Genomic DNA, 15375 nt, shown 5'->3' on the forward strand with positions numbered 1-15375 from the left:
GAGCCGACCACGGGTTAGCGACGCAGAAGACGGCAGCCAAGAAGGGGAGCGCGGCGAGGAGGAAGGCATCCGCATGCCGATCCGTGCGAGCGGAGGACGGGACACGACATGAGACTGAACGGCTGGACACTGCGTGAGGCACCGTGAGAAGCCGCAGGTCACGGCGTCGTCATGGGACACGAGCCACGAGACCCTACATGCCCCGTGCCACCGAACCTTGAGCGAGTGTCATCGAAGCTTGAGCGGCGCAACTGCGGGTCACGGTCGCTTGGTCGGCCGCGCTCAAGTTCGCCCGCTACGCGACCCGCAAGCCGCGCCCGCCGGATGGCGCTCAATTCCGTGGTTCCTGTGGCGGTACTGATGCTTGATGACCATGCTGGTCAACTATGGGTAATGAGCCGACGCCGGAGAGTTCCTCGTCATCACAGCTGACACGGCTCGGTCGCTGGGTCGGCTTCACCGTGGGTGCCGGAGCCGCGATCGCAGCGATTGCGCGGGTCGCCCCCCGGCTTTCCGAAGACTTGACGAAGGGTGATTCGGCGGCCTGGCTGGGTGTAGCCACAGCCGTTGTGGCTACGGGTGCCGCGGCTTTGACCGCATGGGCGCAACAGCGTCAGGCCGACCGAGCCATCGACGCCGGTCGTGAGCGTGTTCGCGAGGCCGAGCGCGGAGTGGAAGGTGCTCTGGCTGCTCGCTCCGGACCGGCAATCGTGGCGCCCGGGGGCCCCTCGGTGCCTCGGGAAGAGGCAGAGGCACAACACGATCGGCGGGATCTGGCGCTGGCTCGGTTGTGGTCGCTGACTCATCGCCGACTGGACCTCTACCACGAGATTGCCACGAACCAGGCGCGGCGATCGTTTGTGAGCGCGCAGATCTCAATGGTGGTCGGCTTTGCACTGTTGGTGCTTTTCGTCGTCCTGGCTTTGAACGTGAGCAACACGACCGGCGCGATCGTTACGGGCGGACTTGGGGCGGTCTCGGCAGCGCTGGCTGGCTTTATCAGCAAGACGTTCGTGAAGTCCCAGCAATCTGCGGCTGATCACCTCAAGGCGTATTTTGATCAACCGCTGGAGTTCTCCCGCTACCTGGCGGCAGAGAGGTTACTGTCCGATACAGGGCTGTCCGATGAGAAGCGGGCCGAGGTTGTCGCGGGGTTGGTCCAGACGATCGCGGCGGGACCTGGGTCTAACGCTCCCTTGGGCGTGAACGGTCTGGCACAGCAGTTGCAAGACCGGCTACCCGGCCAGCCATAGGCCTGGTGTGCTGCCCCGCTCGCGCGACGTGACCAGCGCAATCAAACTTCGCTGACACGAACTCGCATCCGTCAAGGTTCGATGGCACGCGGTCAAGGTTCAATGACACTGGACACTGATGCTCCTGGTAGGCCTCCGCCCGGGAATTCGAACTAGAATCGAACGAATGGGTGTGCGGAGGACGAGTGGCGGTCGAAGGCGGGGCCCTGGGCCCGCGCCACGCTCCCGGTCGGCCAAGAGCTCGACGTCATCGTCACCGGTCGCACCCGCACCACGGACGGGGTGTGGTGGTACGAATGCGAGGCGATTCTGCCCGCCCGCCACCGGAGCGCCGACGGCCGCACCCGTACCACCGGAGCGCCCACCCCGATCAGCGTCGAGGCCGATGACATCCGCCCCAATGGGTTCCAGATGAGACGACCACCGCATCGGGCCGAACAGTCACGCTCAGTACTCACACTGAAAACTTTTGTGCGCTACTGAAATCTTCACTGAAAAGAATCTTGAGCTACTGAAATCTTCATAGCCATCCGACAGCAGCCGCCCTCGTGGCCGGTGTTCAGCGCGCCCAGGAGATCGGTGACCTCGGGGCCCCGCACCTCACCGACCACGAGCCGGTCGGGCCGCATCCGCAGCGCCTGGCGCACCAGGTCCCGCAGGGTGACCTGGCCCCGGCCCTCCTGGTTGGCGGGGCGGGTCTCCAGCCGGACCACATGGGGATGGTCGGGCCGCAGCTCCGCCGAGTCCTCGGCGAGGACGATCCGCTCCTCCGGGCCGACCAGCCCCAGCAGGGTGCTCAGCAACGTCGTCTTGCCGGACCCGGTACCGCCGCTCACCAGATACGAGAGCCGGGCGTCCAGCATGGCCCGCAGCAGCTCCGCGCCGCCGGGCGGCACGGTCCCGGCGGCCACCAGCTCGTCGAGGGAGAACGCCCGCGGACGCACCACCCGCAGCGACAGGCAGGTGGATCCCACGGCCACCGGCGGGAGCACCGCGTGCAGCCGTGTCCCGTCCGGCAGCCGGGCGTCCGCCCAGGGCCGGGCGTCGTCCAGCCGCCGCCCGGCCACCGCCGCGAGCCGCTGGGCGAGCCTGCGCACAGCGGCCGCGTCGGCGAAGGTGACGGCGGTCCGCTCCAGCCCCGCGCCGCGGTCCACCCAGACCTGGTCCGGGGCGGTGACCAGGACGTCCGTGACATCGGGCGCAGCGAGCAGCGGCTCCAGGGGGCCGGTGCCGACCAGTTCGGAGCGCAGGGCGGCGACCACACCGAGCACTTCGGTGTCGCCCAGCAGCCGCCCCTCCTCGCGCAGGGCAGCCGCCACCCGGGAGGGAGTAGGATCCGCACCGCTCTTCGCCAGCCGCAGCCGCACCGCGTCCAGCAGGTCCGGGGTTTCGACGCTCATGCGGTGACACCCCCGGCGCCGGGCAGGACCCGTGCCCAGAACTCGGCACAGAACCGGCCGAGCGGGCCGCGCGCGCTGCCGCCCGGGGGCTCGCCACCGTCCATCGCGTCCAGCAGCCCCGGCTCCGGCGGCAGTTGACCGGCCAGCGGCAGACCGAGCAGCCGGGCGATCTCCTCGTCGTCCAGCTCGGGCCCGCACGGGCCCCGCACCACCGCACGCAGATCGCTCAGCACCATGCCCACCGTGGACGCCACCCGGTGGGCGGCCGCGACGGCGCGCAGCTCCGCCGGGACGACCAGCAGACCGAGATCCACCTGCGCGAGCGCCTCGGCCGCCGCCTCGTCCACCCGGCGCGGCAGATCCACCACAACGACCCCGCCGCGCCGACGGGCCGCGGCCAGCACCGCGCGCATCGCCGAGGGCGGGATCACGACCGAATCGCCCCTGTCCCAGCTGAGCACTCGCAGGGAGTGCAGCTCGGGCAGCGACTCCTCCAGCGCGCTCCCGGCGACCCGGCCGCGCGATTCGGCGAAGGCGGGCCACCGCAGCCCCTCCGCCCCCTCGCCACCGAGCAGCACATCGAGGCCGCCGCCCAGCGGGTCGCCGTCGATGAGCATGGTGCGCCGACCCGAGCGGGCCGCCGTGACGGCCAGGGCGCAGGCGAGGGTGGAGGCTCCGGCCCCGCCGCGGCCGCCGATGACCCCGATGGTCAGAGCCTGCTGGCCAACTCCCTCCGCGACATCGGCGATCCGGTCCACGAGCCAGGTCTCGGCATCGGGCAGGAATGCCACATTGTCGGCGCCGAGATCCACGGCCCGGCGCCAGATGCCGTGATCGTCGAGATCGCGCCCGATGAGCAGCACGCCCGCTCTGCGGGCGCGGCCCCGGAGCCCGGCCGCCGCGTCGTCCCCGACGAGAATCAGCGGCGCTCCCTCCCAACTGCCCCGGCGCGTAGGTGCGCCATGCGCCACTTCGGCCTCGGCTCCGGCGGCCGCGCACAGCCTCAGCAGATCGTCGAGAAGCTCTTCGTCCTCGGTGACGATCAGCGGTCTGATGCGCTGTCCTTCTACCGGTGATGACCGTTCCGGTGTGATGGATGCAGTCACGATCCCCTCCCCATTTCGTTACGCGCTCTCACTCACGCGAACGGCGAGTGCAAACAACGCGGAGAATCACCGTGTCGCGATCCTGAAAATCTTGGGGATCTTGGTCGAAAACCGTGGACAACTCATCAGTTGTGAATATCCCAGTCACCTAAACCGGTGACTTCCGGAGTGCAGTCTGGCGATTACACACGGTAACCATTCAGGCTGTGCGGGGGCAGACGTCACCCGGACCCGGATGAGGGGAGCAAGATCTCGTGAAAGGCCCGAAAAAGCGTCCGGACATGCGACGACCCCCGCCGGGGGGGAGAGCGGGGGTCGTCCCCACGGCCGACTCGGGGGGGGAGGAGTCGGGCCGGGTTAGCACGGTCGCGAACGATCCGTGACTTCCATGGTGTACCCGAGAGCCTTCTCAGGCAAACCCACGCGCCTCAGCTTACGCCGAATGGTGGGCCCTATGCTCGGCGTCGTGGAAAACCACTCCTTGCCCCGGACAGCCGCCTTCTTTGACCTGGACAAGACGGTCATTGCGAAGTCAAGCACGCTCACCTTCAGCAAGTCCTTCTACCGGGGTGGGCTGATCAACCGTCGGGCCGTACTGCGTACTGCTTATGCCCAGTTCGTCTTCCTCGCCGGGCGCGCCGATCACGACCAGATGGAGCGGTTGCGCGAGTACCTCTCAGCACTCTGCCGTGGCTGGAATGTCCAGCAGGTGAAGGAGATCGTCGCGGAGACTCTGCACGATCTGATCGATCCCATCATCTACGACGAGGCGGCTTCCCTCATCGAGGAACACCACACCGCAGGACGCGATGTGGTGATTGTCAGCACCTCGGGAGCGGAGGTCGTGGAGCCCATCGGCGAGCTGCTGGGTGCGGACCGGGTGGTGGCCACTCGCATGGTCGTCGAGGACGGCGTCTTCACCGGGGAAGTCGAGTACTACGCCTACGGGCCGACGAAGGCCGAGGCGATCGCCGAGCTGGCCGAGTCCGAGGGATACGACCTGTCGCGCTGCTACGCCTACAGCGATTCGGGGACCGACCTGCCGATGCTGGAGTCGGTCGGCCATCCGCACGCGGTGAATCCGGACCGGGCTCTGCGCCGCGAAGCGGTCGCCCGCGGCTGGCCGGTGCTCTCCTTCGACCGCCCGGTGCGACTGAAGCAGCGAGTGCCCTCGCTGTCCATGCCGCCACGGCCGGTGCTGGCCGCGGTCGCGGCGGTGGGCGCGGCCGCCGCCACCGCCGGTCTGGTGTGGTACGCCAGTCGACGACGCGCCCCTTATGCCCGCATTTGACCTCACCGCAAAGATCTGCGTGGAGGGGTTCCACTTGGCTCCGCGCAGGAGTAGAAAGGAATCGACGGCCCGCGAGACCAGGGGTATCCGGGAGGATCTCCCCCAGACGCACCAAGGCCCCACGGACCGAGCACGGATGCCAGGCACCCACGCGACGCCGACCCGTCGATTACGGGCCAGCCGCACCAGGTGACGGGCGAAGATCCCGGCCTGATGGGCGAATTCTGTGCACGCACTGGTAACCCGGCGGACGTGCCAGCGGCGGCACCCTCGCGGTGCCGCCGCAACTCTGTCCGGACCCGGACCCGGTCCAGGAACACCCTGGGCCCGGAACACCGGAAGCCGGACGGCCTCAGGCCGCTCCCCGCTGCATCGCCTCGCACACGGCCGTGCTCTCCCGCACACCCAGCTCAACCGACCGCCCGCAGTGCGCGATCCAGGCCGCCATACCCTCGGGCGTCCCGGACACATAGCCCTCCAGCCCGGCCACACACGCGGCGGCACCCTGCTCCGCGTGGCCCACCTCCGCCGGGCAGATGGACTTCGGGTCGAGTCCGCTGCCGACCAGCACGATCCGCTCGGCCGCGCGCGCCACCAGGCCGTTGTAGGAGGTGAAGGGCCGCAGCGCGAGCAGTTCCCCGTGCACCACCGCCGCCGTCACCAGCGCCGGGGCCTCGCTGCCCGCGAGCAGCAGCCGCGCCAGGCCGTCGAGCCTACCCGCCACCTCGTCGGCGTCCGGCGGCTCCGGCCCGACCAGTTGCTCCCGCACCGGTTCGCCCGCCAGCCGGGGCCGTCCGACTCTGTCGTCCTCGTCCGCCCCGCCGGCCGCGACCAGATGCAGCCGGGCCAGCACTCGCAGCGGCGACTGCCGCCAGACGCTCAGCAACTGGCCCGCCTCGGCGGTCACCCGCAGCGCCGCACCCACCGTGTGCGGCTCCCCGTCGGCCCCGAAGTCGGTGCGGCGGCGGACCTCTTCGAGCGGCCAGTCGGCGCCCGCCAGCGCCGCGGAAGCACGTGCTCCGCGCAGCGCCGCCTCGGACGTGACCTCATTGCTGCGGCGGCGCATCACCCGGTGGCCGTAGACCCGGTCCACTGCCGTCCGTACAGCCTCCACGGACTCGGCCACACCGGGCAGCGCCGCCAGGGTGGCGAGCGGATCTGCTGACGTACTCATGAGTACGACCCTACGCACCCACTGCCCGGCGCCCCTCGTTGGAGTGGTTTTCTTCACGTAAATCCCTCATGGGAGAGGATCACTCACCTACGCTTCCTGAACATGAAGATCGCTTTCGTAGGCAAGGGCGGCAGCGGCAAGACGACGCTGTCGTCGCTGTTCATCCGCCATCTCGCCGCCACCCGCGCCCCGGTCGTCGCGGTCGACGCCGACATCAACCAGCATCTGGGCGCGGCACTCGGGCTCGACGAGGCGGAGGCCGCCAAGCTGCCCGCCATGGGCGCCCAGCTCCCCCTGATCAAGGACTACTTGCGCGGGACGAACCCCCGGATCGCCTCCGCCGAGACCATGATCAAGACGACGCCGCCCGGCGAGGGGTCGCGGCTGCTGCGGATCGGCGAGGACAACCCCGTCTACGAGGCGTGCGCCCGGACCGTCCCGCTCGGCGACGGGGAGGTGCGGCTGATGGCGACCGGACCTTTCACCGAGTCCGATCTCGGCGTCGCCTGCTACCACTCGAAGGTCGGCGCGGTCGAGCTGTGCCTCAACCATCTGGTCGACGGGCGCAGGGAGTTCGTGGTCGTCGACATGACGGCGGGCAGTGACTCCTTCGCCTCCGGGCTCTTCACCCGCTTCGACATGACGTTCCTGGTCGCCGAGCCCACCCGCAAGGGCATCGCGGTCTACCGCCAGTACAAGGAGTACGCCCGCGACTTCGACGTGGCACTGCGCGTGGTCGGCAACAAGGTGCAGGGCCCGGACGACCTCGACTTCCTGCGCGCCGAGGTGGGCGACGACCTGCTGGTCGCCGTCGGCCACTCCGACTGGGTCCGGGCAATGGAGAAGGGCCGCGCCCCGCGCTTCGCGGAGCTGGAGGAGCCCAACCGCGCGGCCCTGCGCACGCTGCACGACGCGGTGGACGCCTCCTACGAGCGGCGGGACTGGCAGCGCTACACGCGGCAGATGGTGCACTTCCACCTGAAGAACGCGCAGAGTTGGGGGAACGCGAAGACGGGTGCCGACCTGGCCGCACAGGTCGATCCGGCCTTCGCCCTGGACGAGTCCGCCCAGACCGGGCGGGCGGCGGCCACTCCCGCGCCCGCATAGGCGTCCGCAGGCACCCGCACCCACACAGGCACCCGCATTGCGCACCCACCCTGCATGTAGTCATCTCACCTGACTATTCACTCCATAGAGGGAACAAATACCCGCACCCCCCCAAAAGGCTTCCCACTGACTTTACCTAGCATTACGATTCATTTACCAATACTTGGGAGTCAGCACCGCAGTACGCCGTGACCCACGGCCGCGCTCTTGCCCGCGACCGCGAAGCCCCGGAGGAGACGGGAATGTTGAAGCTCTTGGACCAGATCACGCTTGCCGCGCCCGCCCCGCCGCAAGCCGGACTGATGGCCGTCGTGATCGCAGGGATCGCGGTCGCCGGGATCGCCGTCGCCGTCTTCCTGTTGCTGCGCCGCTCCAGCCGACCGCGGCGACCGGCCGCCGAGTCGGCCGGTGCGCCCGCCTGCCGTCCGTGGACGCCCTGGCGCGACCACCACTGCACCCGCCCCGCCCCGGCGGCCGGGGACGGACACGGACACCAACGCGGGCACGGAGAGGGCGCGGGGCAGCTGCTGGGCGGGGTGAGCGCCTTCCAGCGCAACACCGCGCCGCTGGTCCGCGATGAGCTGGCCCGGCTCGCCCGGGAGGGACAGCGACCCACCCAGCTGTTTCTCACCTGCGCCGACTCCCGCCTGGTGACCAGCATGATCACCTCCAGCGGCCCCGGCGATCTGTTCACCGTGCGGAACGTCGGCAATCTGGTGCCGCCTCCCGGCGAGGACGCCGCCTGCGATTCCGTGGGGGCGGCCATCGAGTACGCGGTGGACGTGCTGAGGGTCGGCAGCATCACGGTGTGCGGGCACTCCGGGTGCGGGGCGATGCAGGCGCTGCTCGGCTCGGCGGCCGCGCCACCCGGGGCGCAGACGCCGCTGGCGCGCTGGCTGCGCCACGGCAGGCCCGGGCTTGCGCGCATGGAGCGGATCGGGCGGCTGGGGCGCGGCGAGGTCGCCTTGGCCGACCGGCCGGTGGCCGACGATGTGGAGCGGCTGGCGCTGATCAACGTGATGCAGCAATTGGAGCATCTGACGGCGCACGCCTGTGTCGCGCGACGGGTGGCGGAAGGAGGGCTGGCACTCCACGGGATGTACTTCCATGTGGCAGAGGCTCAGGCGTACGTCCTGGACCCCGGATCGGGCAGATTCCTGGCCGTCCGGCCGGACGACGGCATCCCGGTGGCCGTCTGCGCGGCCGGTCCGGCCGCCGCCCTGGAGCCCGGAAAAGAGGGCGCCGCGGAGGCGCTGGAGGCGATCTGACTACAGGTCTAAACCAATTTACGGCGTCAGCCCTTGTCAGAGCCTGCCCGGGGCTGATGAGCTATGGCCGGGACACAACGGACACCCTGGGAATGGGAGATGTCGTGAGCAACGAAAGCCTGGCCAACCTTCTTCGTGAGGAGCGCCGCTTCGCGCCGCCGGCCGAGCTGGCCGCGAACGCCAACGTGACGGCCGAGGCATACGAGCGTGCGAAGGCGGACCGCCTGGGCTTCTGGGCCGAGCAGGCCCGTCGGCTGACCTGGGCGACCGAGCCGACCGAGACGCTCGACTGGTCGAACCCGCCCTTCGCGAAGTGGTTCGCCGACGGAAAGCTCAACGTGGCGTACAACTGCGTCGACCGCCACGTGGAGAACGGGCTCGGCGACCGGGTGGCACTCCACTTCGAGGGGGAGCCGGGGGACACCCGTTCCCTGACCTACGCCGAGCTGCAGCGGGAGGTCTCCCAGGCGGCGCACGCGCTGACCGAGCTGGGGGTCCAGACGGGCGACCGGGTCGCCATCTACCTGCCGATGATCACGGAGGCCGTCATCGCGATGCTGGCCTGCGCCCGCATCGGTGCCCCGCACTCCGTGGTCTTCGGTGGCTTCTCGGCCGACGCCCTCGCCACCCGCATCCAGGACGCCGACGCCCGCGTGATCATCACGGCGGACGGCGGCTACCGCCGGGGCAAGCCGACCGCGCTGAAGCCCGCCGTCGACGAGGCCCTGACCCGTCCCGGCACCGAGAACGTGCGCAGCGTGCTGGTCGTCCGCCGCACCGGCCAGGAGGTGGCCTGGAACGAGGGCCGCGACGTGTGGTGGCACGAGATCGTGGGCCGCCAGCCGGAGCAGCACACGCCCGAGGCGTTCGACGCCGAGCACCCGCTGTTCATCCTCTACACCTCCGGCACCACCGGTAAGCCGAAGGGCATCCTGCACACCACCGGTGGCTACCTCACCCAGGTGTCGTACACCCACCACGCCGTCTTCGACCTCAAGCCGGAGTCGGACGTCTTCTGGTGCACGGCCGACGTCGGCTGGGTCACCGGACACTCGTACATCGTCTACGGGCCGCTCTCCAACGGGGCGACCGAGGTGCTCTACGAGGGCACGCCGGACACCCCGCACCAGGGCCGCTGGTGGGAGATCGTCCAGAAGTACGGGGTCACCATCCTGTACACCGCCCCGACCGCGATCCGCGCGTGCATGAAGTGGGGCGACGACATCCCGGCCAAGTTCGACCTGTCCTCGCTGCGCGTCCTCGGCTCGGTCGGCGAGCCGATCAACCCCGAGGCGTGGGTCTGGTACCGCAAGAACATCGGCGCGGACACCACGCCCGTCGTCGACACCTGGTGGCAGACCGAGACCGGCGGCATCATGATCAGCCCGCTGCCGGGCGTCACCGCCACGAAGCCCGGTTCGGCCCAGGTGGCGCTTCCCGGCATCGCCGCCACCATCGTCGACGACGAGGCGAACGAGGTGCCGAACAGTGCGGGCGGCTATCTGGTGCTCACCGAGCCGTGGCCATCGATGCTCCGCACCATCTGGGGCGACGACCAGCGCTACCTGGACACCTACTGGTCCCGCTTCGAGAACCGCTACTTCGCGGGCGACGGCGCCAAGAAGGACGACGACGGCGACATCTGGCTGCTCGGCCGGGTCGACGATGTGATGCTGGTGTCCGGCCACAACATCTCGACGACCGAGGTGGAGTCGGCGCTCGTCTCGCACCCCAACGTCGCCGAGGCCGCCGTCGTCGGGGCCACCGACCCGCAGACCACCCAGGCGATCTGCGCCTTCGTGATCACGCGCGGCGGCGTGACCGAGGACGAGAGTCTGGTCGAGGAGCTGCGGGCGCATGTCGCCAAGCAGCTCGGCCCGATCGCCAAGCCCAAGCGGATCCTGCCGGTGGGCGAGCTGCCCAAGACCCGTTCCGGCAAGATCATGCGTCGGCTGCTGCGCGATGTCGCCGAGAACCGCGCGCTGGGCGATGTCACCACGCTCACCGACTCCTCCGTCATGGAGCTGATCCAGAGCAAGCTGCCGTCCGCGCCCAGCGAGGACTGACCAGCGGCCGTAACTGGAGCCCGCGCAGCGGCCGTATCAGCCGTGCAGCCCTCGGCTGAGGGGCGCTCCCGCCATGCGGGGGCGCCCCTCGTCCGTTCCGGTTAAGGTGAGTACCTGCCGCGTTAACGACGCGACAAGATGACGAGGGCGCGCCGGGAAGTCTGGTCGGCACACACCACACGTGTGTCCGCACCCGCCCGACGACCCAGGAGGCCCCGCCCGTGGCCGCGCCCACCAACCGCAAGTTTCTTGGCCGCCTCTCGCTGCCCGAGCGGACATTCATCACCGACGCGCTACGCACCGAGACCGTCGGCGGCATGATCCTTCTTGTCGCCGCGATCGCCGCGCTGATTCTGGCGAACACCCCGCTCAGCGGCGTCTACGGCGACATCAAGGACTTCTCGTTCGGCCCCCAGGCGCTGCATCTGCATCTGTCCGTCGAGTCCTGGGCCACGGACGGCCTGCTCACCGTCTTCTTCTTCGTCGCGGGCATCGAGCTGAAGCGCGAGCTGGTAGCGGGCGAGCTGCGCGATCCGAAGGCCGCCGCGCTGCCCGTGATCGCCGCGCTGTGCGGCATGGCCGCCCCCGCCCTCGTCTACGTCGCCGTCAACGCGACCGGCGGCGGCAACCTGAAGGGCTGGGCCGTACCGACCGCCACCGACATCGCCTTCGCGCTCGCCGTGCTCGCCGTCATCGGCACCGCGCTGCCCGCCGCCCTGCGCGCGTTCCTGCTCACCCTCGCGGTCGTCGACGACCTCGGCGCGATCCTGATCATCGCGATCTTCTTCACCAAGGACATCAACTTCCTCGCCCTCGGCCTGTCCTTCGCCGGGCTCGCCCTCTTCCGGCTGCTGCACCACAAGGGCGTACGCGGCGCGTACATCTACCTCCCGCTCGGCCTGGTGATCTGGGCGCTGATGCACGCGAGCGGAGTGCACGCCACCGTCGCGGGCGTCGCGATGGGCCTGATGCTGCGCTGCACCGTGCGGGAGGGCGAGGACCGTTCCCCCGCCGAGCGCATCGAGCACCGGGTGCGCCCCCTGTCGGCCGGGCTCGCCGTGCCGGTGTTCGCTCTCTTCGCCGCAGGGGTCCCGATCTCGGGCGGCGCCGTCGCGGACGTCTTCACCCGTCCCGAGACGCTCGGCGTCGTCCTCGGCCTGGTGGTGGGCAAGGCCGTCGGGGTGTTCGGGGGTTCGTGGTGCGCCGCCCGGTTCACCCGGGCCGAGCTGAACGAGGATCTGGCCTGGGCGGATGTGTTCGCCGTCGCGACGCTCGCCGGGATCGGTTTCACCGTCTCCCTCCTCATCGGCGAACTGGCCTTCCCCGACGATCCGGCGCTCGCCGAAGAGGTGAAGTCGGCCGTGCTCATCGGCTCGCTGTGCGCCGCGCTGCTCGCGGGCATCCTCGTCAAGCTGCGCAACAACCGCTACCAGCGGCTGTATCAGGACGAGGAGCGGGACGAGGACATGGACGGCATCCCCGACGTCTATGAACTCGACACCCCCGAATACCACCTCCGGATGGCCGCCCTCCATGAGGCCAAGGCCGCGGAGCACCGGCGGCTTGCCGAAGTGGTCGCCGCAGACGACTCCGGTGACGATGGTCCGGCATGATCTGAGACGCCATGATCTGAGAGGCTTGAAAGCCGCAGAACAGCGCAGAAGACGACTGGAAGACGTACAAGAGCAGAGGGAGATGGCGATGAGCGCAGCCGACGACGGCGGCAACCGCAGCCTCGGCCAGCTGGTGGCCACGGCGACCACCGATCTGTCCGCGCTGGTGCACGACGAGATCGCGCTGGCCAAGGCCGAGCTCCGGGTGGGCGCCAAGAAGGCGGCGGTCGGCAGCGGTGCCGGCGTGGCGGCCGGGGTGCTGATCCTGTTCTCGCTTCCGGTGCTGAGTTTCGCCCTCGCCTATGGAATGCGTTCCTGGACCGGCCTCGGCCTCGCCTGGTGCTTCCTGATCGTGGGCGGCATCTACTGGCTGATCGCCGGGATCCTGGGCCTGCTCGCACTGCTGAAGTTCAAGAAGGTCAAGGCGCCGAAGCGGTCCATGGCCTCGTCCAAGGAGACGGCGGCCGTCCTCGGGAACGTCAAGCCGCATCCGCGGGCAGCGGGGAACGGCGGCCGCTCCGTACGGGATGTGACACGCTCGTCGGCATGACCGTCCCTGATAGCTCCGCGTCGGTCGTTCGGCTGGACGGCCCCTGGACCCACCGGGACGTCGCGGCCAACGGCGCGCGCTTCCACATCGCCGAGCTGGGCGACGGCCCGCTGGTGCTGCTGCTCCACGGGTTTCCGCAGTTCTGGTGGACCTGGCGGCACCAGCTGACCGCGCTCGCCGACGCCGGGTACCGGGCGGTCGCGATGGACCTCCGCGGAGTGGGCGGCAGCGACCGTACGCCGCGGGGGTACGACCCGGCCAACCTCGCCCTCGACATCACCGGTGTGATCCGCTCGCTCGGCGAGCCGGACGCCGCCCTGGTCGGCCATGACCTGGGCGGATATCTGGCGTGGACGGCAGCGGTGATGCGGCCGAAGCTGCTGCGGCGGCTCGCGGTGACGTCCATGCCGCATCCGCGGCGCTGGCGCTCGGCGATGCTCGGGGACGTCAGGCAGAGCGCCGCGGGCTCCCACATCTGGGGCTTCCAGCGGCCGTGGCTGCCCGAACGCCAGCTGGTCGCGGACGACGCGGCGGCCGTGGGGCGGCTGATCCGGGAGTGGTCCGGGCCGCGGCTGCCCGAGGACGAGGCGGTGGACGTCTACCGGCGGGCGATGGCCATCCCCTCCACCGCGCACTGCTCGATCGAGCCGTACCGCTGGATGGTGCGGTCGCTGGGGCGGCCGGACGGTTTCCAGTTCAACCGCCGGATGAAGCGGCCGGTACGGGTGCCGACCCTGCATCTGCACGGGTCGCTCGACCCGGTGATGCGCACCCGCAGCGCGGCGGGGTCGGGGCAGTACGTGGAGGCCCCGTACCGCTGGCGGCTCTTCGACGGCCTCGGCCACTTCCCGCACGAGGAGGACCCGGAAGCCTTCTCCACCGAGCTGATCAACTGGCTCAAGGACCCGGAACCGGACCGCTGAGCCCACCGCCGCGGCGACGTTATACGAACATACGTTTCTCGAACAGCCACTTGCCCGGCGCATAGGCCAATTGCCGCAGTCACCGGCGATTACCGACCTTGGGCCAGGGGCAAAGTCCGGAGTATGGGCTGGACGCACGACTACCGTGACGCACCAAGCGGCCGCGGCCCCGAAGCCGCCGCTGCTGCCAATACCGCACTGAGCGTTTCCGAGCGGGGCGGTTCCGGGCCTACCCAAGGCCATGATCCCAATATCGTCGGGATTCCCCGCATCATCCGCCGCCGGGCCCGCTGGGTCTCGGCGCGGCTGCGCCATCCACGCAGCCGGTAGGCAGCGCCTACCGGCGTCGTATCCCCCTCACGCAGGGATTCACTCCGGGATCACGCACGCCTGGATCACACCGGGGAACAGGGGCTAGAGGGCACAACCCTGGCTGTCCACCTGCTGGTCGGCCGTACGCCCCTTCTCGGCGTCCTTGCGCACCTCGTCCGCCGTCAGCGCGTACCCCGTGTCCGCGTCGTCGAGCGACTTGGCGAAGACCACGCCGTACACCCTGCCCTGCGGGGTGAGCAGCGGGCCGCCGGAGTTGCCCTGGCGCACGGTCGCGAACAGCGAGTAGACATCGCGCTGCACGGTGCCACGGTGGTAGATGTCCGGGCCGTTGGCCGTGATGCGGCCGCGGACGCGGGCCGCGCGCACGTCGAACGCGCCGTTCTCCGGGAACCCGGCCACTATCGCGTCGTCGCCGCTGTCCGCGTCGCCCTGGGTGAACTGGAGCGCGGGGGCCTGCAGCGAGGGCACGTCGAGGACCGCGATGTCGCGCTTCCAGTCGTAGAGCACGACCTTCGCGTCGTACAGGCGGCCCTCGCCGCCTATCTGCACGGTCGGGTCGTCGACCCCGCCCACCACATGGGCGTTGGTCATGATCCGGTTCGGCGCGTAGACGAAGCCGGTGCCCTCCAGGACCTTGCCGCAGCTCGGGGCGGTGCCGACGACCTTCACGATGCTCTTCTGGGCCTGCGTGGCCACCGGGGACTGCGCGAGCGCCGGGTCGGGCTGCGGCACCGAGGGGATCGGCTCGTTCGAGAACGGCGAGAAGACCTGCGGGAAGCCGCCCTGCGCGAGCACCGTGGAGAAGTCGGAGAACCAGGTGTTGGCCTCCTCCGGGACCACCTGGGAGACCCCGTACATCACCTTGGACTCGCGGACCTCCTTGCTCACCGTGGGGAGCGAGGTACCGGCCACGAGGGAGCCGATCAGCCAGGCGACCATCAGCATCGCCAGGACGTTCACCAGCGCCCCGCCGGTCGCGTCCAGGGCGCGCGCCGGTGACCACGTGATGTACCGGCGCAGCTTGTTGCCCAGGTGGGTCGTGGCCGCCTGACCGACCGAGGCGCAGACGATCACCAGCACGATCGCCACGATGGCACCGAAGGTGCCGGGCGATGCCCGGTCGGTGGTGCCGTCCCAGATGACCGGCAGCAAATAGATCGCCACCAGGCCACCGCCGATGAATCCGATCACCGACAGCACGCCGACGACGAAGCCCTGGCGATAGCCGATGATCGCGAACCATACGGCGGCGAGCAGCAGCAGGATGTCCAGCACATTCACCGGAACACCG

11 protein-coding genes and 2 pseudogenes are annotated in these 15375 nt (G+C 69.9%); 9 read left to right on the forward strand and 4 right to left on the reverse strand.

Going from position 1 to position 15375, the window contains the following annotated elements:
* Positions 1-386: 386 nt before the first annotated feature.
* Positions 387-1253: a TRADD-N-associated membrane domain-containing protein gene (locus tag ACZ59A_RS26915; RefSeq protein ID WP_470963295.1), complete on the forward strand. Its 867-nt coding sequence runs from the start codon at positions 387-389 to the stop codon at positions 1251-1253.
* A 536-nt stretch (positions 1254-1789) separates the two neighbouring features.
* Here the strand turns inward: ACZ59A_RS26915 and ACZ59A_RS26920 are convergent.
* Both ACZ59A_RS26920 and ssd read right to left on the reverse strand, forming a co-directional pair.
* Positions 1790-2653 (reverse strand): annotated as a pseudogene (locus ACZ59A_RS26920) (TadA family conjugal transfer-associated ATPase); the annotation flags it as partial.
* Positions 2650-3759 carry a septum site-determining protein Ssd gene (gene ssd, locus ACZ59A_RS26925; protein ID WP_468043633.1) on the reverse strand — a complete coding sequence of 370 codons (1110 nt, stop codon included), beginning with the start codon at positions 3757-3759 and terminating at the stop codon, positions 2650-2652. The gene ssd and the pseudogene ACZ59A_RS26920, both read right to left, overlap by 4 nt.
* Before the next feature lie 454 nt (positions 3760-4213).
* Here ssd and ACZ59A_RS26930 point away from each other — a divergent pair, with 454 nt between their 5' ends.
* Positions 4214-5050, forward strand: a complete 837-nt coding sequence (locus ACZ59A_RS26930; protein WP_470963298.1) for an HAD family hydrolase — start codon at positions 4214-4216, stop codon at positions 5048-5050.
* 352 nt (positions 5051-5402) lie between these two features.
* Here ACZ59A_RS26930 and ACZ59A_RS26935 read toward each other — a convergent pair whose 3' ends face one another.
* Positions 5403-6224: a Fic family protein gene (locus ACZ59A_RS26935; protein ID WP_470963301.1), complete on the reverse strand. Its 822-nt coding sequence runs from the start codon at positions 6222-6224 to the stop codon at positions 5403-5405.
* Positions 6225-6326: 102 nt separating this feature from the next.
* Between ACZ59A_RS26935 and ACZ59A_RS26940 the strand changes: the two genes are divergently transcribed.
* The 7 genes and pseudogenes from ACZ59A_RS26940 (at position 6327) to ACZ59A_RS26970 (ending at position 14081) form a co-directional block, all read left to right on the forward strand.
* Entirely contained in the window at positions 6327-7331 is a 1005-nt protein-coding gene (locus ACZ59A_RS26940; protein WP_470963304.1) for an ATP-binding protein, read from the forward strand.
* 365 nt (positions 7332-7696) lie between these two features.
* A pseudogene (locus ACZ59A_RS26945) lies at positions 7697-8599 on the forward strand (carbonic anhydrase); the annotation flags it as partial.
* 104 nt (positions 8600-8703) lie between these two features.
* Entirely contained in the window at positions 8704-10665 is a 1962-nt protein-coding gene (gene acs, locus ACZ59A_RS26950) for an acetate--CoA ligase (RefSeq protein ID WP_470963307.1), read from the forward strand.
* Positions 10666-10886: 221 nt separating this feature from the next.
* Positions 10887-12278, forward strand: coding sequence for a Na+/H+ antiporter NhaA (gene nhaA, locus ACZ59A_RS26955; RefSeq protein WP_470963310.1), 1392 nt, complete (start codon positions 10887-10889; stop codon positions 12276-12278).
* Positions 12279-12366: 88 nt separating this feature from the next.
* Complete coding sequence (locus tag ACZ59A_RS26960; RefSeq protein ID WP_468043621.1) at positions 12367-12828, forward strand: phage holin family protein; 462 nt, start codon at positions 12367-12369, stop codon at positions 12826-12828.
* Positions 12825-13751 (forward strand): alpha/beta fold hydrolase, encoded by a 927-nt coding sequence (locus tag ACZ59A_RS26965; protein ID WP_468043620.1) that lies wholly within the window; start codon positions 12825-12827, stop codon positions 13749-13751. Before ACZ59A_RS26960 ends, ACZ59A_RS26965 begins: the two co-directional genes overlap by 4 nt.
* A gap of 123 nt (positions 13752-13874) precedes the next feature.
* A complete protein-coding gene (locus ACZ59A_RS26970) occupies positions 13875-14081 on the forward strand; it encodes a hypothetical protein (RefSeq protein ID WP_470963314.1) in 207 nt (68 codons plus the stop codon).
* 84 nt (positions 14082-14165) lie between these two features.
* On the opposite strand, the gene ACZ59A_RS26975 is transcribed toward ACZ59A_RS26970, so the two are convergent.
* Positions 14166-15365 carry a MarP family serine protease gene (locus ACZ59A_RS26975; RefSeq protein WP_470963317.1) on the reverse strand — a complete coding sequence of 400 codons (1200 nt, stop codon included), beginning with the start codon at positions 15363-15365 and terminating at the stop codon, positions 14166-14168.
* Positions 15366-15375: the final 10 nt, after the last annotated feature.

It is taken from the genome of Streptomyces sp. NPDC040405 (assembly GCF_055595765.1).

Coding starts and splice junctions, on each gene's coding strand:
- ACZ59A_RS26915 (WP_470963295.1), top strand. CDS start 387: ATGGGTAATGAGCCGACGCCGGAGAGTTCCTCGTCATCACAGCTGACA.
- ACZ59A_RS26930 (WP_470963298.1), top strand. CDS start 4,214: ATGCTCGGCGTCGTGGAAAACCACTCCTTGCCCCGGACAGCCGCCTTC.
- ACZ59A_RS26935 (WP_470963301.1), bottom strand. CDS start 6,224: ATGAGTACGTCAGCAGATCCGCTCGCCACCCTGGCGGCGCTGCCCGGT.
- ACZ59A_RS26940 (WP_470963304.1), top strand. CDS start 6,327: ATGAAGATCGCTTTCGTAGGCAAGGGCGGCAGCGGCAAGACGACGCTG.
- ACZ59A_RS26960 (WP_468043621.1), top strand. CDS start 12,367: ATGAGCGCAGCCGACGACGGCGGCAACCGCAGCCTCGGCCAGCTGGTG.
- ACZ59A_RS26965 (WP_468043620.1), top strand. CDS start 12,825: ATGACCGTCCCTGATAGCTCCGCGTCGGTCGTTCGGCTGGACGGCCCC.
- ACZ59A_RS26970 (WP_470963314.1), top strand. CDS start 13,875: ATGGGCTGGACGCACGACTACCGTGACGCACCAAGCGGCCGCGGCCCC.